A 21,651-nucleotide genomic window follows, 5' to 3' on the forward strand; every position below is an offset into this window, starting at 1 on the left:
TTGCCGCTTGAGAAAGCCCCGGCGCGTCGGCGCCGGGGCTTTGTTGCGTTTCGGCATGATTTCGGCCCGGTTTCGTCCGTTCCGGGACGATACGGTCAAGTTAAACTTCGGCAATGAACTTCACGCTTGGGGGATGCCATTGTGACAAAACGTCATGCGGCCGGCGACGATACTTGTACTAACTTATGATTGTTGCTGGTGCCCGAACGGAGGCCGGGTGCCTGTCTCGCAAACAGGAGTTGAACCTATGACAATCTCTCTCAGGAAACTCGCCGCCGTGCTCTCCGTTACGATGGTCATCGCCGGACCGGCTTTGGCCGATAGCTACTATCCGGGCATCGACGTCAACAACCCTCCCGGGACGATGAACACGCACAAGACGATGACGCCGATGAAGCGGCCGACCGCTTCGGTTGACACGATGTCGACGGGCAGCATCAACAGAACTGCAGCACCAACCCCGGTCTATCGCGACCGCAATCCCTATGGCCAATACCAGGGGGGCGATGGCGATTATTACCAGGGCATCGTTCCGCCGACGGCCTACTAGACTATCCCGCTCCAGTGAAAACGCTTGAAGCGGACAGACGATGTGAAATGAATGTGCCAGGAAGTCCTTGTGCGTTCGCTTGAACGCACGGCACTTCAGGCATGCACGAAAACGGAACGGGTTGCTCCCAGACTTCTCCCTGTTCCGCACCGAAGAGGTTTCGGAAGCGCCTGCGAAGGGGCAGGCGCTTTCAACCTTGACCGATCGCCTTGCGCGCCGATCCCGGCGGCAGGGGCCGCTCCTACTGCGGCTTGCCGTTCTGCCAATTGACCGTCTGGCCGTAGAGCGGAATGGTGGTGATCGACATCTTCGCCGAGCCATCCGTCAATTCGCGCGAATGCGCCAGATAGATCAGCGTGTCGTTCTTGCGGTCGTAGATCCGCGTGACGAGCAGGTTCTTCCAGACGAGCGACAAGCCGGCGCGAAACACTTCTTCGCCTTCCTTGGAAAGATCGATATCGCCGATTTCGATCGGGCCGGTCTGCCGGCAGGCGATCGAATTGTTGGACGGATCCTCGAACCAGTTGCCGTTCTTCAGCCGGTCGATGACGCTGCGGTCGAAATAGGTGACATGGCAGGTCACGCCCTTGATCTTGGGGTCGGTGACCGCATCGATCATGATGTCGTTGCCGAGCCAGTCGACCCCGACTTCGCCCACCGTTTCGGCGCGGGCAGGCAGGGCGGCGGCGGCGATGGCAAGGCCGGCAAAAAAGAGCGCACGAAGCGAACGCGACATGGATGTCCTCCTGCAGCGCCTGGCGTCTCACGCAAGGGCGCCGTATCGATATGAATTCGCGCGTGTTTTCACCGGGAGGCCCCTTAAGAAACGTGCGCGCGGGCAGCGAGGTTCACATAGGTTCGCCAGTTCGCTTTACAAGGCGCCGCCGGCTCAGGCGGTGCCGCGAAGAAGCTGCGGCTCGAGGTTTCGGGTCTCGGCGGCCCGCATCTGCGCGGCGGCGGCGGCAAGCGCCCGTGCGCTGGCCTCGGGCTGGAAGCGGCCGGCGATGGTGCAGCGGTCGCGGCCATCGGCTTTGGCGTCGTAGAGCGCCATGTCGGCGCGGATCATGATGTCGCTGATCGTATCGCCGGGCTCGGCCTCGGCAAGGCCAATGCTCACTGTCAACCGGATCGGGCGGTCGAAGCGGCCGATCGGCGTATCGCGCACGGTGCGGCCAATCTCCTCGGCCACCGCAAAGGCGGCATCTTCCGAGTGATTGGGCAGGACGATGCCGAACTCTTCGCCGCCGATGCGCCCAAGCGTGCCGCGGCCGCCGAGACAGGCGGCGACGGTGCCGGCGAAATGGCCGAGCGCCGTGTCGCCGACCGCGTGGCCGTAGCGGTCGTTGATCTGCTTGAAATAATCGAGATCGAGCAGCAGGAAGGTGACGGGCCTCTGGCGCGCGAAACCCACTGCCAGCGCCCGTTGTCCGAGGTCGAGCAAGGCACGGCGCGACAGGGCGCCCGTCAGCTCGTCGCGGGCAATGGCGCTCTTGAGGTCGGTGATCACCCGGTTCTGGATCATCAGGATCACGCCGAGGAACAGCACAGGCAGGTAGAAATATCGAAGCACGACGCAGGCGAAGTCCCAGCTGGCCGACGCCAGCGGGGTTTCGGCGGTGCCGTGCGCAATCGGCGAGAAAATCGTGACCGCGATCAGGGCGGAACAGCCGATGGCGGCGCAACCGATGACGCAGAGGCGCTCGATCGGCCCGGGTGCTGCGCGCCGATGCTGCGAGCAGACGGCGATGATCAGCACGAAGGCGGCGGCAATGCCGACGGCCGACAGCGCGTGCAATGTCGCGCTCTGCGGGCCGAAGGCGGCAATCAGCAGCGCCACGGCCGAAATCGAGGCGGCAGCGACCAGCGGCGTCGACATCGGCCGGAGGACACCGAGCGCCCGGTGAAAGCCCGAGAGCACGAAAAGACAGGCGCCGATGAGAAAGACGATGCCGATCAGCGACAGCGGCCGTAGCGCCGGGATCTCGGACAGCATCAGAAACAGCGTTGCCGCGGCTGCAATGGCGCAGGCGGCTGCGAAATCCGTGCCTCCCTCGACCATGGAGGCCCGCAGGGAAATCAGCACAGGGAGCATCGCCAGAAGAGCGATGATCGATATGGCAGGGAGAAAGCTCATTTCGAAACGGCCTGTCGTGCTAAAATCAACAAAGGCGGCTTGCGTCTCAGCCAGATATGTGACGCCAATTGGTAGCGATGGCGCCTTAACGAAACCCGGCGAAATCCGTTGCAATTTTAGCGATTGGCCGGGATTGGCGCGGTTGTTCACAGCGGCGCCGGATCAACTGGGAGAGGGCGCGCCGACAGGCGATGAGGCGCGCGCGAGCGGCGGCGCGGACAGGCCCGGTTGATGCTCTTCAGGTGGCGTAATTTGCGCCCGGGCCGGGCATTTGCGCCCCTGTTTTCAGGCCCGATGATGAAACAGGAGAACGAGCCGGGAGAGGCGACATGTTCACGGCAACGTGGCTCTTCGAGGACAGGGCGGATGCCGGGCGCCAGCTGGCGCGCGCGGTCGAAGACGAGCGCCTTGACGATCCGCTCGTGATGGCGCTGCCGCGCGGCGGCGTGCCGGTCGCCTATGAAATCGCCGTCCATATCGCCGCGCCGCTGGAAATCCTGATCGTGCGCAAGATCGGCGCGCCTGGGCATGAAGAATTCGGTCTCGGCGCGCTGGTCGACGGCGAGCAGCCGGAACTGGTGCTCAACCGCCGGGCGATCCGGCTGGTCCGCCCGGCGAAAGGCTATCTGGAGGCAGAAACCGAGCGCCAACGCGCCGAGATCCTGCGCCGCCGCACCCTCTATTTCGGCGACCGTGCGCCGACGTCGCCCCGAGACCGAGACGTGATCCTCGTCGACGACGGTATCGCCACCGGCGGCACCGTGCGCGCAGCGATCAAGGCGCTGCGGCGCATGGGGGCGGGACGCATCATGCTTGCCGTTCCGGTGGCGCCGAAAAGTGAGCTCGCGGATTTGCGCAGCGAGGTCGATCATATCGTCTGTCTCGCCACACCCTTCGCCTTCCGTGCTGTCGGGCTCTACTACCGCAATTTCGAGCAGACGGCGGACGAAGAGGTGCTGGCGCTGATGGAGAAGGCGCGGCTGCGCAACGAGCGCGATTGATCCCTGTTCCGGGCAAGCTGGGCTCCGGTTGCCGTGATTTCCGCCAGGCATCCGAATAGTTGCGCGAGGCGGCCGAAACCGTCTTGCAAGCCTCCTTCTCTCGCGCCACATTCCCGGCGCGCGATGTTGCCGGGAGAGGGACGCCGGAGGAGGCGACCGGAGGAGATGTCATGGCCGCGAAACTGGAAATCGGAAGGACGCTCGAGGATTTCTGCCGACCGGAGCGGATGGCGCTCGTCGTCTACGATATGCAGGTGGGCATCACCCAGCAGGTCAAGAATGGCCCGGCGATCCTTTCGCAGGTGCTGAAGGTATTGGACGCGGCGCGGGCCGCCGGGTTTCCGGTGATCTTCCTCAGGCATCTGTCGATGCCGAAACCGCTGATGGGCGCCTTCCAGATGCGCCAGGCGATGGCCTGGCAGCGGACGGACGATCCGGACGCGGTGCACCCCTGGTTCCTGCGTGGCGCACCCGGCTTCGAGCTGGTGCCGGAGCTTGCACCCCGTGACGACGAGGCGATCCTCGACAAGATCACGTTTTCCGCCTTCGAGGGCACGCCGCTCGCCATGATCCTGCGCGACCTCGGGCTCACCTCCTTCGCCATCTGCGGCATCGCCACCGAGATCGGCATCGACCCGACCGTGCGCCACGCGACAGACCTTGGCCTCGTCCCCGTCGTCGTGCGCGACGCCTGCGGGGCAGGGCATCGCGAGGCCGGTGAGCGGGCGATGGAGAACATCGTCTTCATGGGCGACGCGATCATGACCGACGTTCAGGCCATCACCGCGGCGATGACCAAACGCTAAGGATTGCACTGCCTTCCATTCAATCCATCACAGGACCGACTATGACCGACAATCTCCTTATCCGCCCGATAGCCCGGACCGACTACGAGCAGTGGCTGCCGCTCTGGGACGGCTACAACGCCTTTTACGGCCGGTCCGGTGAAACGGCGCTCGACCCCGCCATCACCGCGATGACCTGGTCGCGCTTCTTCGACGCCTATGAGCCCGTTCATGCGCTGGTGGCGGAAAGCGAGGGGCGGCTGATCGGGCTTACGCACTACCTCTTCCACCGCAGCACGACGATGATCCAGCCGAACTGCTACCTGCAGGACCTCTTCACCAACGCGCAAGCGCGCGGCAAGGGCGTCGGCCGGGCGCTGATCGAGGGTGTCTACGAGGCGGCGCGCGCCGTCGGCGCTCCGCGCGTCTACTGGATGACGCACGAAACCAATGAGACGGCGATGACGCTTTACGACAAGGTTGCGGAGAAGTCGGGGTTCCTGGTGTACCGGAAGGCGGTCTAAAGCTGTCCTTGCGGTTCCTCACGTCGCCCTACGTGCGCGGTCCCGGGTTCGCACGAGTGCAAGAGCTCCCATCAACCGGAGCCGGGATTTATTGACTTTAACGGTACGGGAGATGCCGGATCGGAATCCGGCACTCCAGATCGTCTTCTCGTCAACCTGTCCTAACAGGCGAAACTCACTCACGCCTTCTCGACGAACCCGTCCAGCACCCGCTTCTGGCCGGCGCGGTCGAAGTCGATGGTGAGCTTGTTGCCCTCGATCGCGGCGATGTTGCCGTTGCCGAACTTCATGTGGAAGACGCGGTCGCCGACCGAGAAGCGTGAAGGTTCGGTGGCTGTCGATTTCGCCACCAGTTCGCCGTCGATGGTGCGGCCGCGTGGGCCGCTTTCGCCGTAGCCGATGCGCTCGACCGCGTGGCCGGAGCGGGTGCCCCAGTTGTCGCGGGTGGCGTCGGAGCGGTTTTGCTGCGCGCGCTTCCAGCCGGGCGTCGAATAGTTGTTTTGGAAGGGGTCGGCCTTGTCGAAGCGCGACTGGCCGTAGCCGCCGCGACCATAGCCGCCATAGGACTGCTCGTTTTCGGCCACGTCCACATGCGCAAGCGGCAGCTCCTCGAGGAAGCGTGACGGCATGGTCGACTGCCAGAGGCCGTGGATGCGGCGGTTGGAGACAAACCAGATGTGGCAACGGTGCTTGGCGCGGGTGATGCCGACATAGGCAAGGCGGCGCTCTTCCTCAAGGCCGGAGCGGCCGCCTTCGTCAAGCGCGCGCTGGTGCGGAAACAGGCCTTCCTCCCAGCCGGGCAGGAACACGGTGTCGAACTCCAGGCCCTTGGCCGAATGCAGCGTCATGATCGAGACGGCGTCGAGGTTCTCGTTCTGCTCGGCATCCATGACCAGAGCGACGTGTTCGAGGAAGCCGCGCAGCGACTCAAACGCTTCCATCGAGCGGATCAGTTCCTTCAGGTTTTCGAGCCGGCCCGGTGCTTCCGCCGTCTTGTCGTTCTGCCACATGGCCGTATAGCCGCTCTCGTCGAGGATCTGCTCGGCAAGCTCGGTATGCACGGTGGTCTCGAGCAGGCTCTGCCAGCGGCGGAAGTCGGTGACGACGTCGAACAGGGCTTTCCGCGCCTTCGGCTTCAACTCGTCGGTCTCGATAATCTCGGAAGCGGCCGCCAGCATCGGAATGTCGCGGGCGCGGGCATAGTCGTGCAGCGTGCGCACGGTGGTGTCGCCAAGGCCACGCTTCGGCGTGTTGATGATGCGCTCGAAGGCCAAGTCGTCGGCCGGTTGGCAGACCAGGCGGAAATAGGCCATGGCATCGCGGATTTCGAGACGCTCATAGAAACGAGGCCCGCCGATGACGCGGTAGTTGAGGCCAAGCGTGACGAAGCGGTCTTCGAATTCGCGCATCTGGAACGAAGCGCGCACCAGGATCGCCATGTCGTTAAGCTTGTGGCTCTTGCGCTGCAGCTGCTCGATTTCTTCGCCGACGGCGCGGGCTTCCTCTTCCGAATCCCAGGCGGCGTGCACCTGCACCTTCTCGTCATCCGGGTCGGTTCGGTCGGTGAAAAGCGTCTTGCCGAGGCGGCCTTCATTGTGGGCGATCAGGTGGCCGGCAGCACCCAGGATATGTTCGGTCGAGCGATAGTTGCGCTCGAGCTTGATCACCTTGGCGCCCGGGAAATCCTTCTCGAAGCGCAGGATGTTGTCGACTTCCGCGCCGCGCCAGCCATAGATCGACTGGTCGTCGTCGCCGACACAGCAGACGTTCTGCGGGACGCCCTTCGGCCGCTGGGCAAGCAAGCGCAGCCACATGTACTGGGCCGTGTTGGTGTCCTGGTACTCGTCGACGAGGATGTAGCGGAACTTGTCGTGATAGTCCTTCAGCACGTCCGCGTGCATGCGGAAGATGCGGATCGGGTGTAGCAAGAGGTCGCCGAAGTCGCAGGCGTTCAGCGTCAAGAGCCGGTTCTGGTAGGCGGCGTAGAGTTCGCGGCCCTTGCCGTTGGCAAAGGCGCGGGCGTCGCCCTCGGGGATCTGGGCGGGATCGAGGCCCTTGTTCTTCCAGCCGTCGATCATGCCGGCGAACTGCTTGGCCGGCCAGCGCTTGTCGTCGATGCCTTCGGCCTGGATCAACTGCTTGATCAACCGCACCACGTCGTCGGTGTCGAGAATGGTGAAATCGGAGCGCAGGCCGACGAGTTCGGCGTGGCGGCGCAGAAGCTTGACGCCGATCGAGTGGAAGGTGCCGAGCCAGGGCATGCCTTCGACCGCATGGCCGACGAGCACGCCGATGCGCTCCTTCATCTCGCGCGCCGCCTTGTTGGTGAAGGTCACCGCGAGCATCTGCGAGGGGAAGGCGCGGCCGGTCGTCAGGATATGGGCGATGCGCGTGGTCAAGACCCGGGTCTTGCCGGTGCCGGCACCTGCGAGCACCAGCACGGGTCCGTCCAGCGTCTCGACGGCTTCGGCCTGTTCCGGGTTGAGGCCTTGGAGATAATCCGGGCGCGGCTGAGCACGATCACGCGCCGCCATGGCGCGCGCAGCAATGCCGCCAGTTGCCGGAACACCTGCGGGGGCGGGCTGCTGCTTGCGCGGCGCCGGCTCCTCGTCGAAGAAGGGAATGTCGTCGAAACCACTCATCATGCGGCTCAATGTAGTGATTCGGTGGGGAAAGGCCAGAAAGGATGTTCTTCTTTTATTCCGTTTTCTGCGCCAGCCGCACCAAGCCTGTGGAAAGACAGGCGATTTCGAGACCGCTTATTCTTGGGCCTGTTTCGTTTCTCGCATGTCGTCGCCGCAAAACCGCTTCACACTTTTGCGCGACATGCTTCACCCAGCCGTCTTGTCGAAAGCGGGATCGACAGGCACCTGCAGCGCGGTCGCAAGCTGGTTGGTGCGGGCGGCAAGCGAGATCACCCGGAGCAGGTCCGCATGCTCGGCATCGCTCATGCCCTTGGCTTTTGCCGCAGCCGTATGGGAGTGGGCGCAGTAACCGCAGCCATTGGTGACGGAAACGGCGATGTAGAGCATCTCCTTGACCAGCGGATCGAGCGCAGACGGCGTTGCCATCACCGCCTTCACGTCGCGCCAGGTCTGCTCCAGCAACTCCGGATCGAAGGCGAGCCACAGCCACATATTGTTGATGAAATCGGACTTGCGGGTGGCGCGGATGTCGTCGAACACGGCCTTGACGCGCGGATCGGCTTCCGGATTTGAGGGCGGGGTTACGGTGCTCATGGGGCTCCTTCGCTGTTGTCGTTGGTGGCGGCACGCGGGCTGGCCGGTGGCTTGATGCGACGACGATAGCCGACGTTGCAGCGATTGCCAGCGTTGCGTTTGAGGAGCCGTGGCCGATGCGTTCAATTGGGGATTTCGTTGCAGGGTTGATTGTTCGAGCCGAAGGGGCCCGATGTAAACAGCACGCCCTTGCTCGAGCCCTGACAGGCGTTGCCGTTTTGCGTGACGATGAAGACCCGGCGGCCGCAAAAGCCCGAAAACAACCTTTCTCTCGTCAAACGTGTTCCAGCCAAAAGCTGGTTGTGCTCTATAGGTCGGTGACCTAGAAGTAGCTTCGGACGCTCGAAGCGGCGTTCAGGCAGGAGCCCGACCATGATCAAGATGAGCGTCTACTATCCGGCCGATGGTGGCACGAAGTTCGACCACGACTACTACCGCACCACGCACATGCCCTTGCTCCAGGACCGGCTCGGCGATGCCTGCCTGCGCTACGAGATCGACAAGGGCCTTGCGGGGCGCGAGCCTGGAAGCGCGCCACAGTTCGTCGCGGCGTGCCACGTCTACGCGCCGAGCCTCGAGACATTCCAGGAGGCGTTAGGTCCGCACCGCGCCGAAATCTCCGCTGATGTCGCCAACTATACGGACATCGCGCCCATCGTGCAGATCAGTGAAGTCGTTGGCGGCTAGGGTGCTTCGGCGCGTCAGGCGTCGCCGTTGACCTTCCTCGATCGGCGACGTGTTGGCGCACCGTGATCCATGGTGACGCAGCCGGTGCGGAGTTGGTCGACGATCGGGAACATGTGGTTGCCGTGGACACGGAAACCACCTTGCTCCCTTTAAGCTCGCCTCAGCCAAACCCTGGTTGTGCTCTTTAGGTCCGTGACCTAGACCAGCGCAAAGACGCGGGCCGGGCCGCCGGTGCCGCCGCGGTGCTTCGGCGCGCCGAGGACGAGCGTTGCGCCCTTCACCGGCAGCTTGTCGAGATTGGCGGCGGCCTCCAGCCCCCACCGGCCCTCCGGCAGCCAGGCATAATGGGTGGCGAAATCGGGCGAGGGGCCGTGGTCGAGCGAGAGCGTATCGACGGCAATGCCGGCCGCCTTGCTCTCTTCGATCAGATATTTGGCGGCCTCGACGTGAAAGCCGGGGAAGTGCAGCTTGCCGGCGCCATCGGCATTGCGGAACTTGTCCGTGCCCATATGCGCGCTCCAGCCTGACAGCATGGCGACGCAGGCGTTTTCGGGGATTTCGCCATTGGCTGAGACCCAGGCCTTGAGATCGTCGGGCGTCACCTGCGCATCGGCATCGGCCTCAGCTTTCTTTCTGATATCGACGATCACGAGCGGCACCACCAGCTTGTCGACGGGCAGTTCGGCGACGGAGAGACCGTCGGCCGAGAAGTGCAGCGGCGCATCGACATGGGTGCCGGTGTGCTCGTTCACCCGGAGCTCGAACATGTTGAACTTGTCTTTGGCGTAGTTGAATTTCTCCTCGCGGAAGAACTGCTGCTGGCCGAAGAAGGTCGGGAAATCCTCGTGCAATTCATGGGTCAGGTCGGTGACGCTTGAATGCCCCTGCGCCAACGCCGGCGGTGCCGCGCCCACGCTTGCGGCGGCAAGGCCCGCGGTCCCGACCGCGGCTGCTTTGAAGAAGCTGCGGCGCGAGAGCATGCGCTCTTTCACCGTTTGCATGACACAGGCATCGCACATCGACTTCTCTCCCCCAAGAGGCCTGAAGACAGGCGCAAAGCCGGCCGAAAGACGCTGCCGGCGGTTGCAGGATAGCGCAGTGTCGGCGGCTGTAAATGGTAATTGTCTAGTGAATTCCTGGACAAAGCTATGATGCGTCGGTGCGTCATCATCCCGCCAACAAATTCGCTTTTATTACAATTGCGTAATGATGGTATTCTGTCATTGCCCCGACACGTGCGAACAGGGATACTCCGGGCAATCGGAACGAACCGCCGGCCGCGCCGCGCTGGGGCGTGTTTTTTGCTTAATTCGGAGACTTGAATGCGGGTTTGGAAACAGCTTGCGGTGAGCGCCGCTGTGCTTCTCGTGGGCGCAGGCGTCTGGGTGCGGTTTGTGCCCGGCGCCGGTGAAACGCTGGCGGCGATCGGTGTTTCGCACCCGCTGATCGATGCCTTGTCCAAGCCTGGTGCCGAAGGCGGCGCGGGCGGCGAACGCGGCAATGGCCGCGGGCAGGGCGGCAACAATGCGATCCTCGTCATGGTCCGGCCCTCGGGCACGTCTGTTGTCAACGACCGGCTGAACGCGATCGGCAACGGCGAGGCGATCCACTCCGTCACCGTGACGCCGACGGCGACCGGCAACCTCACCGAAATCCTCGTGCGCTCCGGCGAAAAGGTGGCGCAAGGCCAGGTGATCGCCAGGCTCGATAGCGACGACCAGAAGATTGCCGCCGACCAGGCGCGGCTGACACGCGACAGCGCCCGCGAAAAGGTCGAGCGCTACCGCAACCTCAGCACGGCGCGGGCGGTGTCGGCGGTGGATGTGCGCGACGCCGAGATCGCCATGCAGACCGCCGAACTGGCGCTGAAGACCGCCGAACTCGACCTCAAGCGCCGCGATATCGTGGCGCCGTCGAAGGGCGTCGTCGGCATCATCACCGTCAATGTCGGCGACTATGTCACGACCACGACGCCGATTGCGGTCGTCGACGACCGCTCGGAAATCCTCGTCGATTTCTGGGTGCCCGAGCGCTTCGCCAACAAGATCAGCGTCGACCAGCCGGTCACGGCCTTCGCCATCGCCCAGCCCGGCAACCAGCTCGACGGAGCGATCCATGCGATCGACAACCGCCTCGACCAGGCGAGCCGGACGCTGCGCGTGCGCGCACGGCTTGAAAACCCCGACGATAAGCTTAGGGCAGGCATGTCCTTCTCGGTCACGGTCGCCTTCGACGGCGACACCTATCCGACGGTCGATCCGCTGGCGATCCAGTGGAGCTCGGAAGGCTCCTATATCTGGCGCGTCTCGGGCGACAAGAGCGAGAAGGTGCCGGTCAAGATCATTCAGCGCAACCCGGACAAGGTGCTGGTGGACGCAGCGCTTAAGGAAGGCGACGAGGTCGTCACCGAAGGCGTGCAGCGCCTGCGCGACGGCGGCGCCGTGCGCATTGCCGGCCGCGAGAACAAGCAGGAACCGCAGAAGGTTGCGGAGGAAACCAAGTGAGCGGCGGCGACAGTCAGTCGAGCGGCCATGGTGGTGGTCACGGGGGCGGTGGCGACAAGATGTCAGCCCGCGAGCGTGGCAAGACCGGCTTTACCGCACTCTTCATCCGCCGGCCGATCTTCGCGCTGGTCGTCAACACGCTGATCGTCGTTGCCGGCCTTGCGGCCTGGAACGGCATCGAAATCCGCGAGCTGCCTCAGGTCGACCAGCCGGTGATCTCGGTAACGACGACGCTCGATGGTGCAGCACCCGAGACGATGGACCGCGAGGTCACCTCGGTGGTCGAGGGCGCCGTGTCGCGCGTGCAGGGCATCCGCGACATTTCCTCGACCTCGTCCTTCGGCCGCAGCCGCGTGACGCTGCAGTTTTCCGACACGACCGATATCGGCCAGGCTTCCAATGACATCCGCGACGCACTCGGCCGGGTGCGCAACCAGTTGCCCGACAACGTCGACGAGCCGAGTATCGTCAAGGCCGACGCCGACAGCCAGCCGATCATGCGCCTCGCGCTCACCTCCGATACCATGTCGATGGAAGACATGACGCTGCTCGTCGAAAACGAGATCAGCGACCGGCTGGCCGCCGTCGAAGGCGTTGCCGACGTTGCCGTCTATGGCGACCAGGAAAAGATCTTCCGCATCGACCTCGACCAGGCGAAGCTCGCCGGGCGCGGGGTGACGGTCGCAAACCTCAGGACAGCGCTCGCCAATGCCTCCTACGACGTGCCGGCCGGCAAGCTGACCAGCGCCAGCCAGGATATTTCCGTGCGCGCCACGGCCGACCTGCAGACACCGGAGCAGTTCGAGAACCTGATCCTCGTCAACAATGTGCGCCTGCGCGACGTCGCCACCGTCACGCTCGGTCCCGACACCGGCACGACGGCGCTGCGCTCCAACGGCCGGCAGGGCATCGGGCTTGGCATCGTGCGCCAGGCGCAGTCCAACACGGTCGATATTTCCGAGGGCGTGCGCAAGGTCGTCGAGACGATCCAGACGCAAATCCTGCCCGAGGGCACGCAGCTCAGGATCACCAGCGACGATGCCGTCTTCATCAACGGCGCCATCCATGAGGTGGAGATCGCGCTGATCGTCGCGGTGTTCATCGTGACGCTGGTCATCTACATGTTCCTGCTCGACTGGCGGGCGACGCTGATCCCGACAATCTCGATGCCGATCGCGCTGATCGGCACGGTGGCGGCGATCTACATGGCGGGCTTTTCGATCAACATTCTGACGCTGCTGGCGATCGTGCTGGCGACGGGTCTTGTGGTCGACGACGCGATCGTGGTGCTTGAAAACATCGTGCGACGGCGCGCCGAGGGCTTGGGCCCACGGGCCGCCGCCGTGCACGGCACGCTCGAAGTGTTCTTCGCGGTGCTGGCAACGACCGCGACGCTTGCCGCCGTCTTCGTGCCGCTGTCGTTCCTTCCGGGCCAGACCGGAGGCCTCTTCCGAGAGTTCGGCTTCGTGCTTGCCTTCGCGATCCTGCTCTCCTCCTTCGTGTCGCTGACGCTCTGCCCGATGCTCGCCTCGCGCATGCTGACGAAGGAGACACATACGGTGCCCGGGCCGATGGCGCGGTTCGGCGCGCGGGCGGCCGGCTTTTACCGCGTGACGCTGCGCGCCTGCCTCAACGCGCCGCTGATCGTCTTTGTCGTCGCGGGCTTCTTCACCGCCATGGGGGCTGTCGGCTTCCTGACGCTGAAATCGGAGCTGACCCCGACCGAAGACCGCTCGCAGATCATGATGCGCATCAACGCGCCGCAGGGCGTGTCGCTCGAATATGCCCAGGCCCAGATGCGACGCATCGAGGACGGCCTGCAGCCGCTGGTCAAATCCGGCGAGATCGACAATATCTTCTCGATCTCCGGGCAGGGCGGTTCGGTCAACAGCGGCTTCATGGTGCTGACGCTCGCTCCCTGGGACAAGCGTGACCGAACGCAACAGGATATTGTCGCTGACATCAACAAGGTGACCGGGCGGATCCCCTCGGTTCGCGTCTTTGCCATGCAGCCGAACAGTCTCGGCATTCGCGGCGCCGGCAGCGGCCTGCAGGTGGCGCTGGTCGGCAACGACTACAACAAGCTCGGCGATGCCGCGGCAAAGCTGGTGCGCCAGATGGAAGACACCGGCCGCTTCGAAAACGTGCGGCTCAACTACGAGGCCAACCAGGCGCAGCTGTCGATCACCATCGACCGCGAGCGTGCCTCCGACATGGGCGTCGATATCGGCGGCCTTGCCTGGGCGCTGCAGGCCATGCTCGACGGCAACAGCGTCGTCGATGTCTATGTCGACGGCGAATCCTATCCGGTGAAGCTCTTGTCCTCGACCAATCCGGTCAACGACCCAACCGATCTGCAGAACATTTTCCTCAAGGCCGGCGACGGAAAGATCGTGCCGATGTCGACGATCGCCAGTGTGGAGGAGATGGCGGTGGCGCCGCAGCTCTCACGGGAATCGCAGCTCCGCGCCGTGTCGCTCTCGGCGGGCCTGAAATCGGATCTCGCACTCGGCGAAGCGCTCACCATGGTCGAGCAGATGGCCGAGCCCTTGCTGCCGCCGGGCTCGCGCATCATGCCGCTTGCCGAAGCCGCGACGCTTAACGAAAACGCCAACGGCCTGTTCGTCACTTTCGGCTTTGCGCTCGTCATCATCTTCCTGGTACTGGCGGCCCAGTTCGAAAGCTTCGTCAGCGGCCTGATCATCATGTCGACGGTGCCGCTGGGGCTTGCCTGCGCGGTGTTTGCAATGATCATGACCGGCAACACGCTGAACATCTACAGCCAGATCGGCCTCGTGATGCTCGTCGGCATCATGGCGAAGAACGGCATCCTGATCGTCGAGTTCGCCAACCAGCTGCGCGATCGCGGCGAGGACGTGCGTTCGGCAATCGAGAATGCCGCCAACATCCGCCTGCGCCCGGTCATGATGACGATGATCGCCACCATCGTCGGCGCCGTCCCGCTGGTGCTTGCCAGCGGCGCGGGCGCCGAGGCGCGCATCGCGCTTGGCTGGGTGCTCGTCGGCGGCCTCGGGCTGGCGGTGATCGTCACGCTCTACCTGACTCCGGTCGCCTATCTCGTCATTGCCCGCTTTACCAAGCCGCATGCGGACGAGGAGCGCAAGCTGCACGAGGAGATGGACGCAGCGGCGGCCATGGAAGTGCGCTAACCGAAACGGCCGTCAGCGGGCGGCTTACAATTCGAGCCAGGCGGCAACGAGAAAGATCGCTGCCGCCAGGCCGCCAAGCGCGCTGCGCCCGGCGTGGAGCCTGCCCCAATATTTGAGCAGCTCGCGACTGTCGTTGCCGGCGTCTTCGGGCCGGACTGCCTCCAGCTGGCGGTTGACCGGCAGGACGAAGAGCAGCGTATAGGGCCAGTTGAGGATGATGATCGCGGCGCCCAGTCCCCAGAGAACATGGCCGGTCTGCCCCCAGGCGCCGGCGCCGAGCAGGCCCGAGATGAGCGCGAGCGTCGCCTGCATCTCGAAGCCGCGGCGATAGGACGGCACCCACTGCACGAGTGCGGCGCGATCGTCGAGATGCAGCCGTGCCGGCTGTTCGGCCCAGGTGATGTAGATGGCGGCGCCAAAGAAAACCGACGCGGTGAGCAAAGCGGTGAGACCCAGCATTTGCCTCTCCTTCCTTCACGCCGATATCATAGCGCAAGGCCGGGCAGACGGCAGGTGTTTTCCGCTGTTTCGCTCTCATACGTAGCAGTACCAGAGTTCGGTCGGCCTGAGGCGTTCCTTTTGCCAGTGGCAAATCTGGTGCGACGCGGTTTGCCCGTTTGCAAGGCCCTCTGTCTACCGGGCCGCCCGCGCGCTATGTGCCGTCACGCCGCACGATCAGCGCCGTCGCGCAGAGCACGACCTCCACCTCTTCTTCGAGTTCGAGACAGATTTGCCGGTATTCGTCGGCGAGATCCGGGCGGCCGCCGCCCAACACGAGTGCGTCGCGCATGTTGACCGCAAGTTCGTAACTGCAGAACAGCTCAATCATGCAATCTGACGATGCCGACGCGATGCTGCCCCTCAAGTGCGGCAACCGCATCATCAGTCGCTTTCTGCCGATCTCTCCAAGCACGTCACACGTCCTTCCGCTCGGCCTTTATACGCAAGGACTTCCCGAACGGATCACCGCGCGGCGCGGTGTGGATATGACATTTCGGCAAACGGGGACATATCGTGTCGGCTTTTCAGCGCTGGTGTTTTCCACGCTGTCATACAGTCTTGTGACACTCCGGTCTCACGTCAGGCGTTTTCCTGCGCTACTGTGAGCGGGAAGTGGGCTAGCGTCTGGACAAAGTGATTCCGATTTGCACAGTAGCGCCTTGAAATGACTGCGCTTCCCGAACATCGAAAAGGCAGCGCGGCGAATGCAAGAGGAAGGGCGTTTTCCGTGGCATTGAAGGCGATCAGGGCTGGCGCGAGAAACGAGGCGGGGATTGCAGCGGCAAAGGCGGAGCTTTCCGCCCGCTTCGGCGACCGGTTTCAGACGGGCGAGGCCATCCGCGCCCAGCACGCCCACACCACCACCTATATTCCGGCGCAGCTTCCCGATGGCGTGGCGTTTGCCGAAAGCGCCGGCGACGTGCGCGAGATCGTCCAGATCGCCGCGCGACACAAGGTGCCGCTGATCCCGTTCGGCACCGGCTCTTCGCTCGAAGGCCATATCAACGCGCCCCATGGCGGCATCTCGGTCGATCTCTCGCGCATGAACAAGGTGCTCGAGGTCAATGCCGAGGATCTCGACTGCCGCGTCGAGCCGGGCATCACGCGCGAGGAGCTCAACACCTACCTGCGCGACACCGGCCTGTTCTTCCCGATCGATCCCGGCGCCAACGCCTCGATCGGCGGGATGGCCTCGACGCGGGCGTCCGGCACCAATGCGGTGCGCTACGGCACCATGAAGGACAATGTGCTGGCGCTGACGGTGGTGACCGCTGACGGACGTGAAGTCCGCACGGCGCACCGGGCGCGCAAGTCCTCGGCCGGCTACGACCTGACGCGGCTCTTCGTCGGCGCCGAAGGCACGCTCGGCATCATCACCTCGATCACGCTTCGGCTGCAGGGCATTCCGGAGGTGATTTCCGGCGGCGTCTGCCCGTTTCCGACGATCGAAGACGCCTGCAATGCGGTGATCCTGACCATCCAGTCGGGCATTCCGGTGGCGCGCATCGAACTGCTCGATGCGCTGCAGATGAAAGCCTGCAACGGCTATTCCGGCCTTTCCTACCAGGAGACGCCGACGCTCTTCGTCGAATTCCACGGCAGCCCCGAGAGCGTCGAACTGCAGGCGCGCCAGTTTGGCGAGATCGCCTCGGAGTTCGGCGCCAGCGACTTCCTCTGGACCACCAATCCGGAGGAGCGGGCGCGGCTCTGGAAGGCCAGGCACAATGCCTACTGGGCGCAAAAGAGCCTGATCCCGGGTGCTGCAATCCTGTCGACCGATGTTTGCGTGCCGATCTCGCGGCTGGCGGAATGCGTGGCGGCAACGCAGGAAGACAGCGCCGCCCATGGGCTGACCGCGCCGATCGTCGGCCATGCCGGCGACGGCAACTTCCATGTCGGCCTGCTGTTCGACGACAAGGACCCAGCCGATGTGGCGCGGGCCGAGGCGTTCGTCGAGCGCCTCAATGCGCGGGCGCTGGCGATGGACGGGACCTGCACCGGCGAGCATGGCATCGGCCAGGGCAAGATGCCGTTCCTCGAGGCGGAACTTGGCGATGCGCTCGACCTCATGCGGCAGGTCAAGCGCTCGCTCGATCCGGACAACATCTTCAATCCCGGCAAGATTTTCGCCTGAGGCGGAGAAGGAATGCGACCGTCGGGCGTAGCGCTTTTTTGGGGCGATGCGCCGGGGCGAAAGTGTGATACTGCATAGTTCCGATGTCGGCATGGACGCCCGGCGATTTATGCGGCAAATCAAGATGCTACAGTGCTGGACACGGCGCTGTCGGCGGGCGCCAGGTCCTGGCGCTCCAATCGATGCGCGGCGCGCCATGCGCCGCTGAACTGATATGGGAATATAGGCACGGTGCTTTCGCGAATTCTGCTTGCCGTCGGTGGACTTGTGGTCGTTGCGCTCTTTGCGGCGCTGATCGCTCCGTGGTTCATTGACTGGACGGATTTCCGCAAGGAGTTCGAGCGCGAGGCAAGCCGCATCATGGGCAAGCCCGTCGTCGTGCATGGAAGCGTCGATGCGCGGCTGATCCCGTTTCCGACCGTGACGCTCAACGACGTGCGCGTCGGCGCTGCCGAGGATGGCGACCCGCTGATCCAGGTGGCGCAGTTCTCGATGAGCGCCGAACTTGCGCCGTTCCTGAGCGGCGAAGCCTTGATCTTCGACATGAAGCTTGACCGCCCGAAAGCCAAGGTGCGCCTGTTGCCCGACGGCACGCTCGACTGGGCGAGGGGCCGGCGGGCCTCGATCCCGGCCAAGACCGTCGTGCTTGAAAATGTCGAGATCACCAACGGCCAGATCGAATTCGTCGACGAGCAGACCGGCCGCACCCGCCGCGTGAGCGGACTTGCCGCAGACATTTCGGCCCGCACGCTCGCCGGGCCCTGGAAGGTCGAGGGGCGCGCCGCGCTCGATGGCGAAGCCGGCAGTTTTTCCTTGACCAGCAACGAGGTGGACGAGGCGGGTACGCTCAGCCTGAAGGCGCGCGTGACACCCGACAAGCGCCCCTTCGGCGTCGAGACCGACGGCTCGCTGCGCATCGTCGATTTCAGGCCTGTCTATAGCGGCCGTTTCACGCTGACGGAGAACCGGCCGCAGGGCGAGACGAAGGATGCGGACGGGCGGGCGCCGCTACGCATCAACGGCAACTTCCAGCTGACCAACGAGAGCATCCGCGTCCCGGAATACCGCTTCGAAATCGGCCCGTCGGACGATCCCTATGTGGTCACCGGCGAGGCAACACTCGATACCGGCAAGGACCAGAAATTCCTGCTGATCGCCGACGGCCAGCAGATCGACGTCAGCCGCATCGGCCCGAGCCGAAACAACAAGACCGGCCGCGATCCCGCGATCTCGATGCGCCAGCGGCTCGAAGCCATGCTGGCGATCGCCGCCGACATTCCCATCCCGCAGGTGCCCGGCCGCGCCAGCCTGAAACTGCCGGCGATCGTCGTTGGCGATACGACCGTGCGCGACGTGCGCATCGACGTACAGCCCGATGGCGCCGGCTGGGTGATCGACAATGTCGTGGCGCTGCTGCCGGGGCGCACGCAGCTCGAAGCCAAGGGGCGGCTGAACCTCAAGGGACAGCGCAGTTTCCGCGGCGACCTCTTGCTTGCCTCCAACCAGCCTTCAGGGCTTGCCAACTGGCTGGCGGGCTCCGTCGACCCGGCGATCCGCAAGCTCAGGACCGCCGGCTTTTCGGCCAAGGTGAATCTTACCGATACCTTGCAGCAGTTCGAGAACCTCGAAGTGGCGGCCGACGAGGCGAGCCTCAAGGGCCGGCTCGAGCGGCAGTCCTTCGCCGACCAGCAACCGAACCTCTCGCTGCAGCTGAAGGGCAACCGCATCGATTTCGAGGCGCTGCAGGCGCTGACCGGGCTGGTGGCGGGGGACGCTTCCACCGACACCTTGCTGCAGCACGCGATTGCCGCCGATCTTTCGGCCGACGAGTTTTCCGCCTTCGGCGAGGAGGCGCAGGACGTGCAAGCGGTGCTGACGCTTAAGAACGGCCAGCTCCAGGCCGAGCGCGTGGCGATCGGCTCGCTTGCCGGCGCGCAGCTCGCCTTTTCCGGGCGGGCCAGCGGCGACCTCGACAAGCCCGTCGTCTCGGCCAAGATGAAGCTTGCGGCCAAGAATCTGACGCCGTTCCTGGAAATGATCGGCCGCCACGCGGTCAATCACCCGGCGCTCAGGCAGCTGATCAAGGCCGGCCCCTATTTCAGCGACACGGCCTTCGACGTGACGCTGACGGCCGGCAACAAGGAAGGCAACGCGCCGGCGACCTTCGGCATCTTCGGGACCGCCAACGGCACCAAGATCGCCGCCAGCTACCAGGCGCCCGACATGGCGCAGGCGCTGACCGGCAAGGCGATGCTTTTGGAAGCGACGCTCGAAAACCCAGAGACGCGGCTGCTGCTTGGCCAGACGGGTTTCGATCCCTTGCCCTTCGATGCGGATGCCAACGGCATTCTCTCGGTCAAGCTGCAAAGCACCGACGGACCGACGGCGAACGGCACGGTGACCTTTACCACCGAAAAGACCTCACTTGCCGCCAAGGGCAGCGTCGATCTTTCCCGCGATCATTTCCTGGAAGGTCAGGCGAAGGTGACGCTGCAGACCCAGGACCTGGAGCCCTATCTTCTGCTCCAGGGCGTGGCCTTGCCACAGATGGGCAGCGGTCTGCCGCTGACCGTCTCTGCCGATATCGCGACGACGCCCGAAACAATCGCGCTGACCACCGTCGAGGGCAAGGCCGACCACAACGGCTTTACCGGCAATCTGACGATTGACCGCAAGACGCCGGGGGCGGCCAGCGGACAGCTGACGCTCGACACGCTCGATCTCGCCTGGCTCGGCGAGGGCATCCTCGGCCCGATCGAGGATACGAATGGGGCCTTTTCGAAGGGGGCTCTGGCGCAGCCGGCCTGGACCGGCCTCAATCTCGCGCTCGACGTGCAGGCGGGCAAATTCTGGCCGGGCGTCTATGGCGCGGTCACGAGCTTTGCCGGCAAGATGGCATGGAAGGGCGACGAGGTCGCGCTGACCGATGCGGCCGGCGACTGGCTGGGCGGCAAGCTCGCCGGGCGGGTGCAGATCGGCAATGCCAACGGCTCGGGCTTCCTGCGCTCGCGCCTGGACGTCAAGGGCGGCGACCTTGCGCAGGCGGGCTGGGCCCATGCGGGCACGCCGGTCGCGACCGGGACCTTCGATCTTTCCGTAGCGCTTGAGGCTTCGGGCGCGACGCCCGAGGCAATGGCGCATTCGGCAAGCGGCTCGGGTACGGCAACCTTCAACGGCATGACGCTTGCGGGCATCAACAGCGGGGCGCTGCCGCAGCTGATCGCAGCCGCCGATGCGCTGAAGACGCAGATCTCGGCGGACGCAATCAAGGGTGCCGCGGAGGCGACGATCTTCTCTGGCCAGTCGCTGGTCGGCGTCGTCAAGGCGCCCTTCAGCATCGCCGGCGGGGTGCTGCGGGCGCAGAACGTGACGGCCGGCGACGGCAACGCGGCGATGACCGGCGAGGCCTCGCTGGACCTTGCGGCGGGCCGTATCGACGCCGGTATCGACCTGACATTCCGGCCCGGCGACGAGGCGCTTGCGGGTGCTGAGCCGCGCGTGCGCATCGGCTATGCCGGCCTGATGGAAGATCCGGGCGTCGATCTCAACGTTGCCGATCTTGCGAACTTCCTGTCGCTGCGCGCTTTCGAGCGCGAGCGCCGGCGGGTCGAGATCCTGCAGGCAAACGTGCTGGAGAAACAGCGCCTGCGACGCGAACTCGCGCTTTACAAGGTGCGGGCCGAGGCAAGGGAACTGGAGCGCAAACGCGCTGTTGCCGAGGAACGCCGGCGGGCTGCCGGCGCTGCCGAGGCCGCCCGCCTCAAGGCGGAAGCAGATGCGCGCGCAGAGGCCGAACGGAAGGCCGAAGCGGAGCGGCAGGCGGAAGCTGCACGCCGGGCGGCAGAGGCAGCGCGCAGCGCCGTTCAGGGCCAGCCGCAGACGGGGCCGAACCCCCAGACCCAACCGGACGGAGCCACCGGCACCCCTCCCGGACAGAAGCTCAACTTCGACGTCCTGCCCGACGTCACGGTGCAGTAGCAGGCGATTGCGCGGAGCACGACGGCCCCGTGCTTTCGGGGCCGGAGATGTGCCGCCGCTTGCGCAGGCGGCCGTGATCCCATCCTTGGCTGGCGGCCGCTGAAGCCCATCGCGATCCTAGCCTCGCTCTCTGCGCTTTCGGTCTTTGATGCTTCGCATGCCGTTATCGCAAACGGCTGCGCAGCTTTGCGACATGCTTCAGCTTCAGATTTCGAAGGTGGTTCATCGAACCGGCGTTCATCCGGCGCATCGTGGCGCGCGAAGGGATCGGCAGAGTTTTAACGAATTCTGAAGCACATCCTCCACTATTGATCGCTAAATTAGCAATTTGCGTTGGATGGAGCAGGGGGCGCGGCTTGCGGGCCGCGTCGTTAATCGGCGCATGGGAAGGATGACGTCGATCGCTCCGGATTGACCTGAGCGGCGCGTCTCCGTCTGCTGAGG

At 64.6% G+C, this 21,651-nt stretch carries 16 protein-coding genes; 9 read left to right on the forward strand and 7 right to left on the reverse strand.

Going from position 1 to position 21,651, the window contains the following annotated elements; translation table 11 throughout:
* Positions 1 to 247: 247 nt before the first annotated feature.
* Positions 248 to 550, forward strand: a complete 303-nt coding sequence (locus M2267_RS06310; protein ID WP_043621430.1) for a hypothetical protein — start codon at positions 248 to 250, stop codon at positions 548 to 550.
* A 241-nt stretch (positions 551 to 791) separates the two neighbouring features.
* Here the strand turns inward: M2267_RS06310 and M2267_RS06315 are convergent, their stop codons facing one another.
* Together M2267_RS06315 and M2267_RS06320 are read right to left on the reverse strand one after the other, a co-directional pair.
* The gene (locus M2267_RS06315; protein WP_192446720.1) at positions 792 to 1,286 is read right to left on the reverse strand and encodes a CreA family protein; all 495 of its coding nucleotides are present in this window, start codon (positions 1,284 to 1,286) and stop codon (positions 792 to 794) included.
* A 153-nt stretch (positions 1,287 to 1,439) separates the two neighbouring features.
* A complete protein-coding gene (locus tag M2267_RS06320; protein WP_043621436.1) occupies positions 1,440 to 2,684 on the reverse strand; it encodes a GGDEF domain-containing protein in 1,245 nt (414 codons plus the stop codon).
* A gap of 329 nt (positions 2,685 to 3,013) precedes the next feature.
* Between M2267_RS06320 and M2267_RS06325 the strand changes: the two genes are divergently transcribed.
* The 3 genes from M2267_RS06325 (at position 3,014) to M2267_RS06335 (ending at position 4,994) form a co-directional block, all read left to right on the forward strand.
* Positions 3,014 to 3,685: a phosphoribosyltransferase gene (locus M2267_RS06325; protein WP_429113293.1), complete on the forward strand. Its 672-nt coding sequence runs from the start codon at positions 3,014 to 3,016 to the stop codon at positions 3,683 to 3,685.
* A gap of 170 nt (positions 3,686 to 3,855) precedes the next feature.
* Complete coding sequence (locus tag M2267_RS06330; protein WP_429113295.1) at positions 3,856 to 4,491, forward strand: cysteine hydrolase family protein; 636 nt, start codon at positions 3,856 to 3,858, stop codon at positions 4,489 to 4,491.
* A 41-nt stretch (positions 4,492 to 4,532) separates the two neighbouring features.
* Positions 4,533 to 4,994: an N-acetyltransferase family protein gene (locus M2267_RS06335; protein ID WP_429113297.1), complete on the forward strand. Its 462-nt coding sequence runs from the start codon at positions 4,533 to 4,535 to the stop codon at positions 4,992 to 4,994.
* A gap of 179 nt (positions 4,995 to 5,173) precedes the next feature.
* Here M2267_RS06335 and M2267_RS06340 read toward each other — a convergent pair whose 3' ends face one another.
* Entirely contained in the window at positions 5,174 to 7,639 is a 2,466-nt protein-coding gene (locus tag M2267_RS06340; RefSeq protein ID WP_429113298.1) for an ATP-dependent helicase, read from the reverse strand.
* 186 nt (positions 7,640 to 7,825) lie between these two features.
* Positions 7,826 to 8,233 carry a carboxymuconolactone decarboxylase family protein gene (locus tag M2267_RS06345; RefSeq protein ID WP_043621451.1) on the reverse strand — a complete coding sequence of 136 codons (408 nt, stop codon included), beginning with the start codon at positions 8,231 to 8,233 and terminating at the stop codon, positions 7,826 to 7,828.
* A 372-nt stretch (positions 8,234 to 8,605) separates the two neighbouring features.
* Here M2267_RS06345 and M2267_RS06350 point away from each other — a divergent pair, with 372 nt between their 5' ends.
* On the forward strand, positions 8,606 to 8,920 hold the full coding sequence (locus M2267_RS06350) for an EthD family reductase (protein WP_043621455.1): 315 nt from the start codon (positions 8,606 to 8,608) through the stop codon (positions 8,918 to 8,920).
* Between the two features lie 197 nt (positions 8,921 to 9,117).
* On the opposite strand, the gene M2267_RS06355 is transcribed toward M2267_RS06350, so the two are convergent.
* Entirely contained in the window at positions 9,118 to 9,939 is an 822-nt protein-coding gene (locus M2267_RS06355; RefSeq protein WP_429113301.1) for a cyclase family protein, read from the reverse strand.
* 303 nt (positions 9,940 to 10,242) lie between these two features.
* Here M2267_RS06355 and M2267_RS06360 point away from each other — a divergent pair, with 303 nt between their 5' ends.
* Entirely contained in the window at positions 10,243 to 11,424 is a 1,182-nt protein-coding gene (locus M2267_RS06360) for an efflux RND transporter periplasmic adaptor subunit (RefSeq protein WP_402319030.1), read from the forward strand.
* Between the two features lie 59 nt (positions 11,425 to 11,483).
* A complete protein-coding gene (locus M2267_RS06365; RefSeq protein WP_429114505.1) occupies positions 11,484 to 14,594 on the forward strand; it encodes an efflux RND transporter permease subunit in 3,111 nt (1,036 codons plus the stop codon).
* 24 nt (positions 14,595 to 14,618) lie between these two features.
* On the opposite strand, the gene M2267_RS06370 is transcribed toward M2267_RS06365, so the two are convergent.
* Positions 14,619 to 15,053: a DUF1772 domain-containing protein gene (locus M2267_RS06370; protein WP_043621463.1), complete on the reverse strand. Its 435-nt coding sequence runs from the start codon at positions 15,051 to 15,053 to the stop codon at positions 14,619 to 14,621.
* A 193-nt stretch (positions 15,054 to 15,246) separates the two neighbouring features.
* On the reverse strand, positions 15,247 to 15,507 hold the full coding sequence (locus tag M2267_RS06375) for a hypothetical protein (protein WP_429113304.1): 261 nt from the start codon (positions 15,505 to 15,507) through the stop codon (positions 15,247 to 15,249).
* Between the two features lie 315 nt (positions 15,508 to 15,822).
* Between M2267_RS06375 and M2267_RS06380 the strand changes: the two genes are divergently transcribed.
* Positions 15,823 to 17,229, forward strand: coding sequence for an FAD-binding oxidoreductase (locus M2267_RS06380; RefSeq protein ID WP_429113306.1), 1,407 nt, complete (start codon positions 15,823 to 15,825; stop codon positions 17,227 to 17,229).
* Between the two features lie 231 nt (positions 17,230 to 17,460).
* Positions 17,461 to 21,207 carry an AsmA-like C-terminal region-containing protein gene (locus M2267_RS06385; RefSeq protein WP_429113308.1) on the forward strand — a complete coding sequence of 1,249 codons (3,747 nt, stop codon included), beginning with the start codon at positions 17,461 to 17,463 and terminating at the stop codon, positions 21,205 to 21,207.
* The last annotated feature ends 444 nt before the right edge of the window (positions 21,208 to 21,651 follow it).

This window comes from Ensifer sp. KUDG1, assembly GCF_050434285.1.
In the GTDB taxonomy this organism is placed as follows: Bacteria; Pseudomonadota; Alphaproteobacteria; order Rhizobiales; family Rhizobiaceae; genus Ensifer.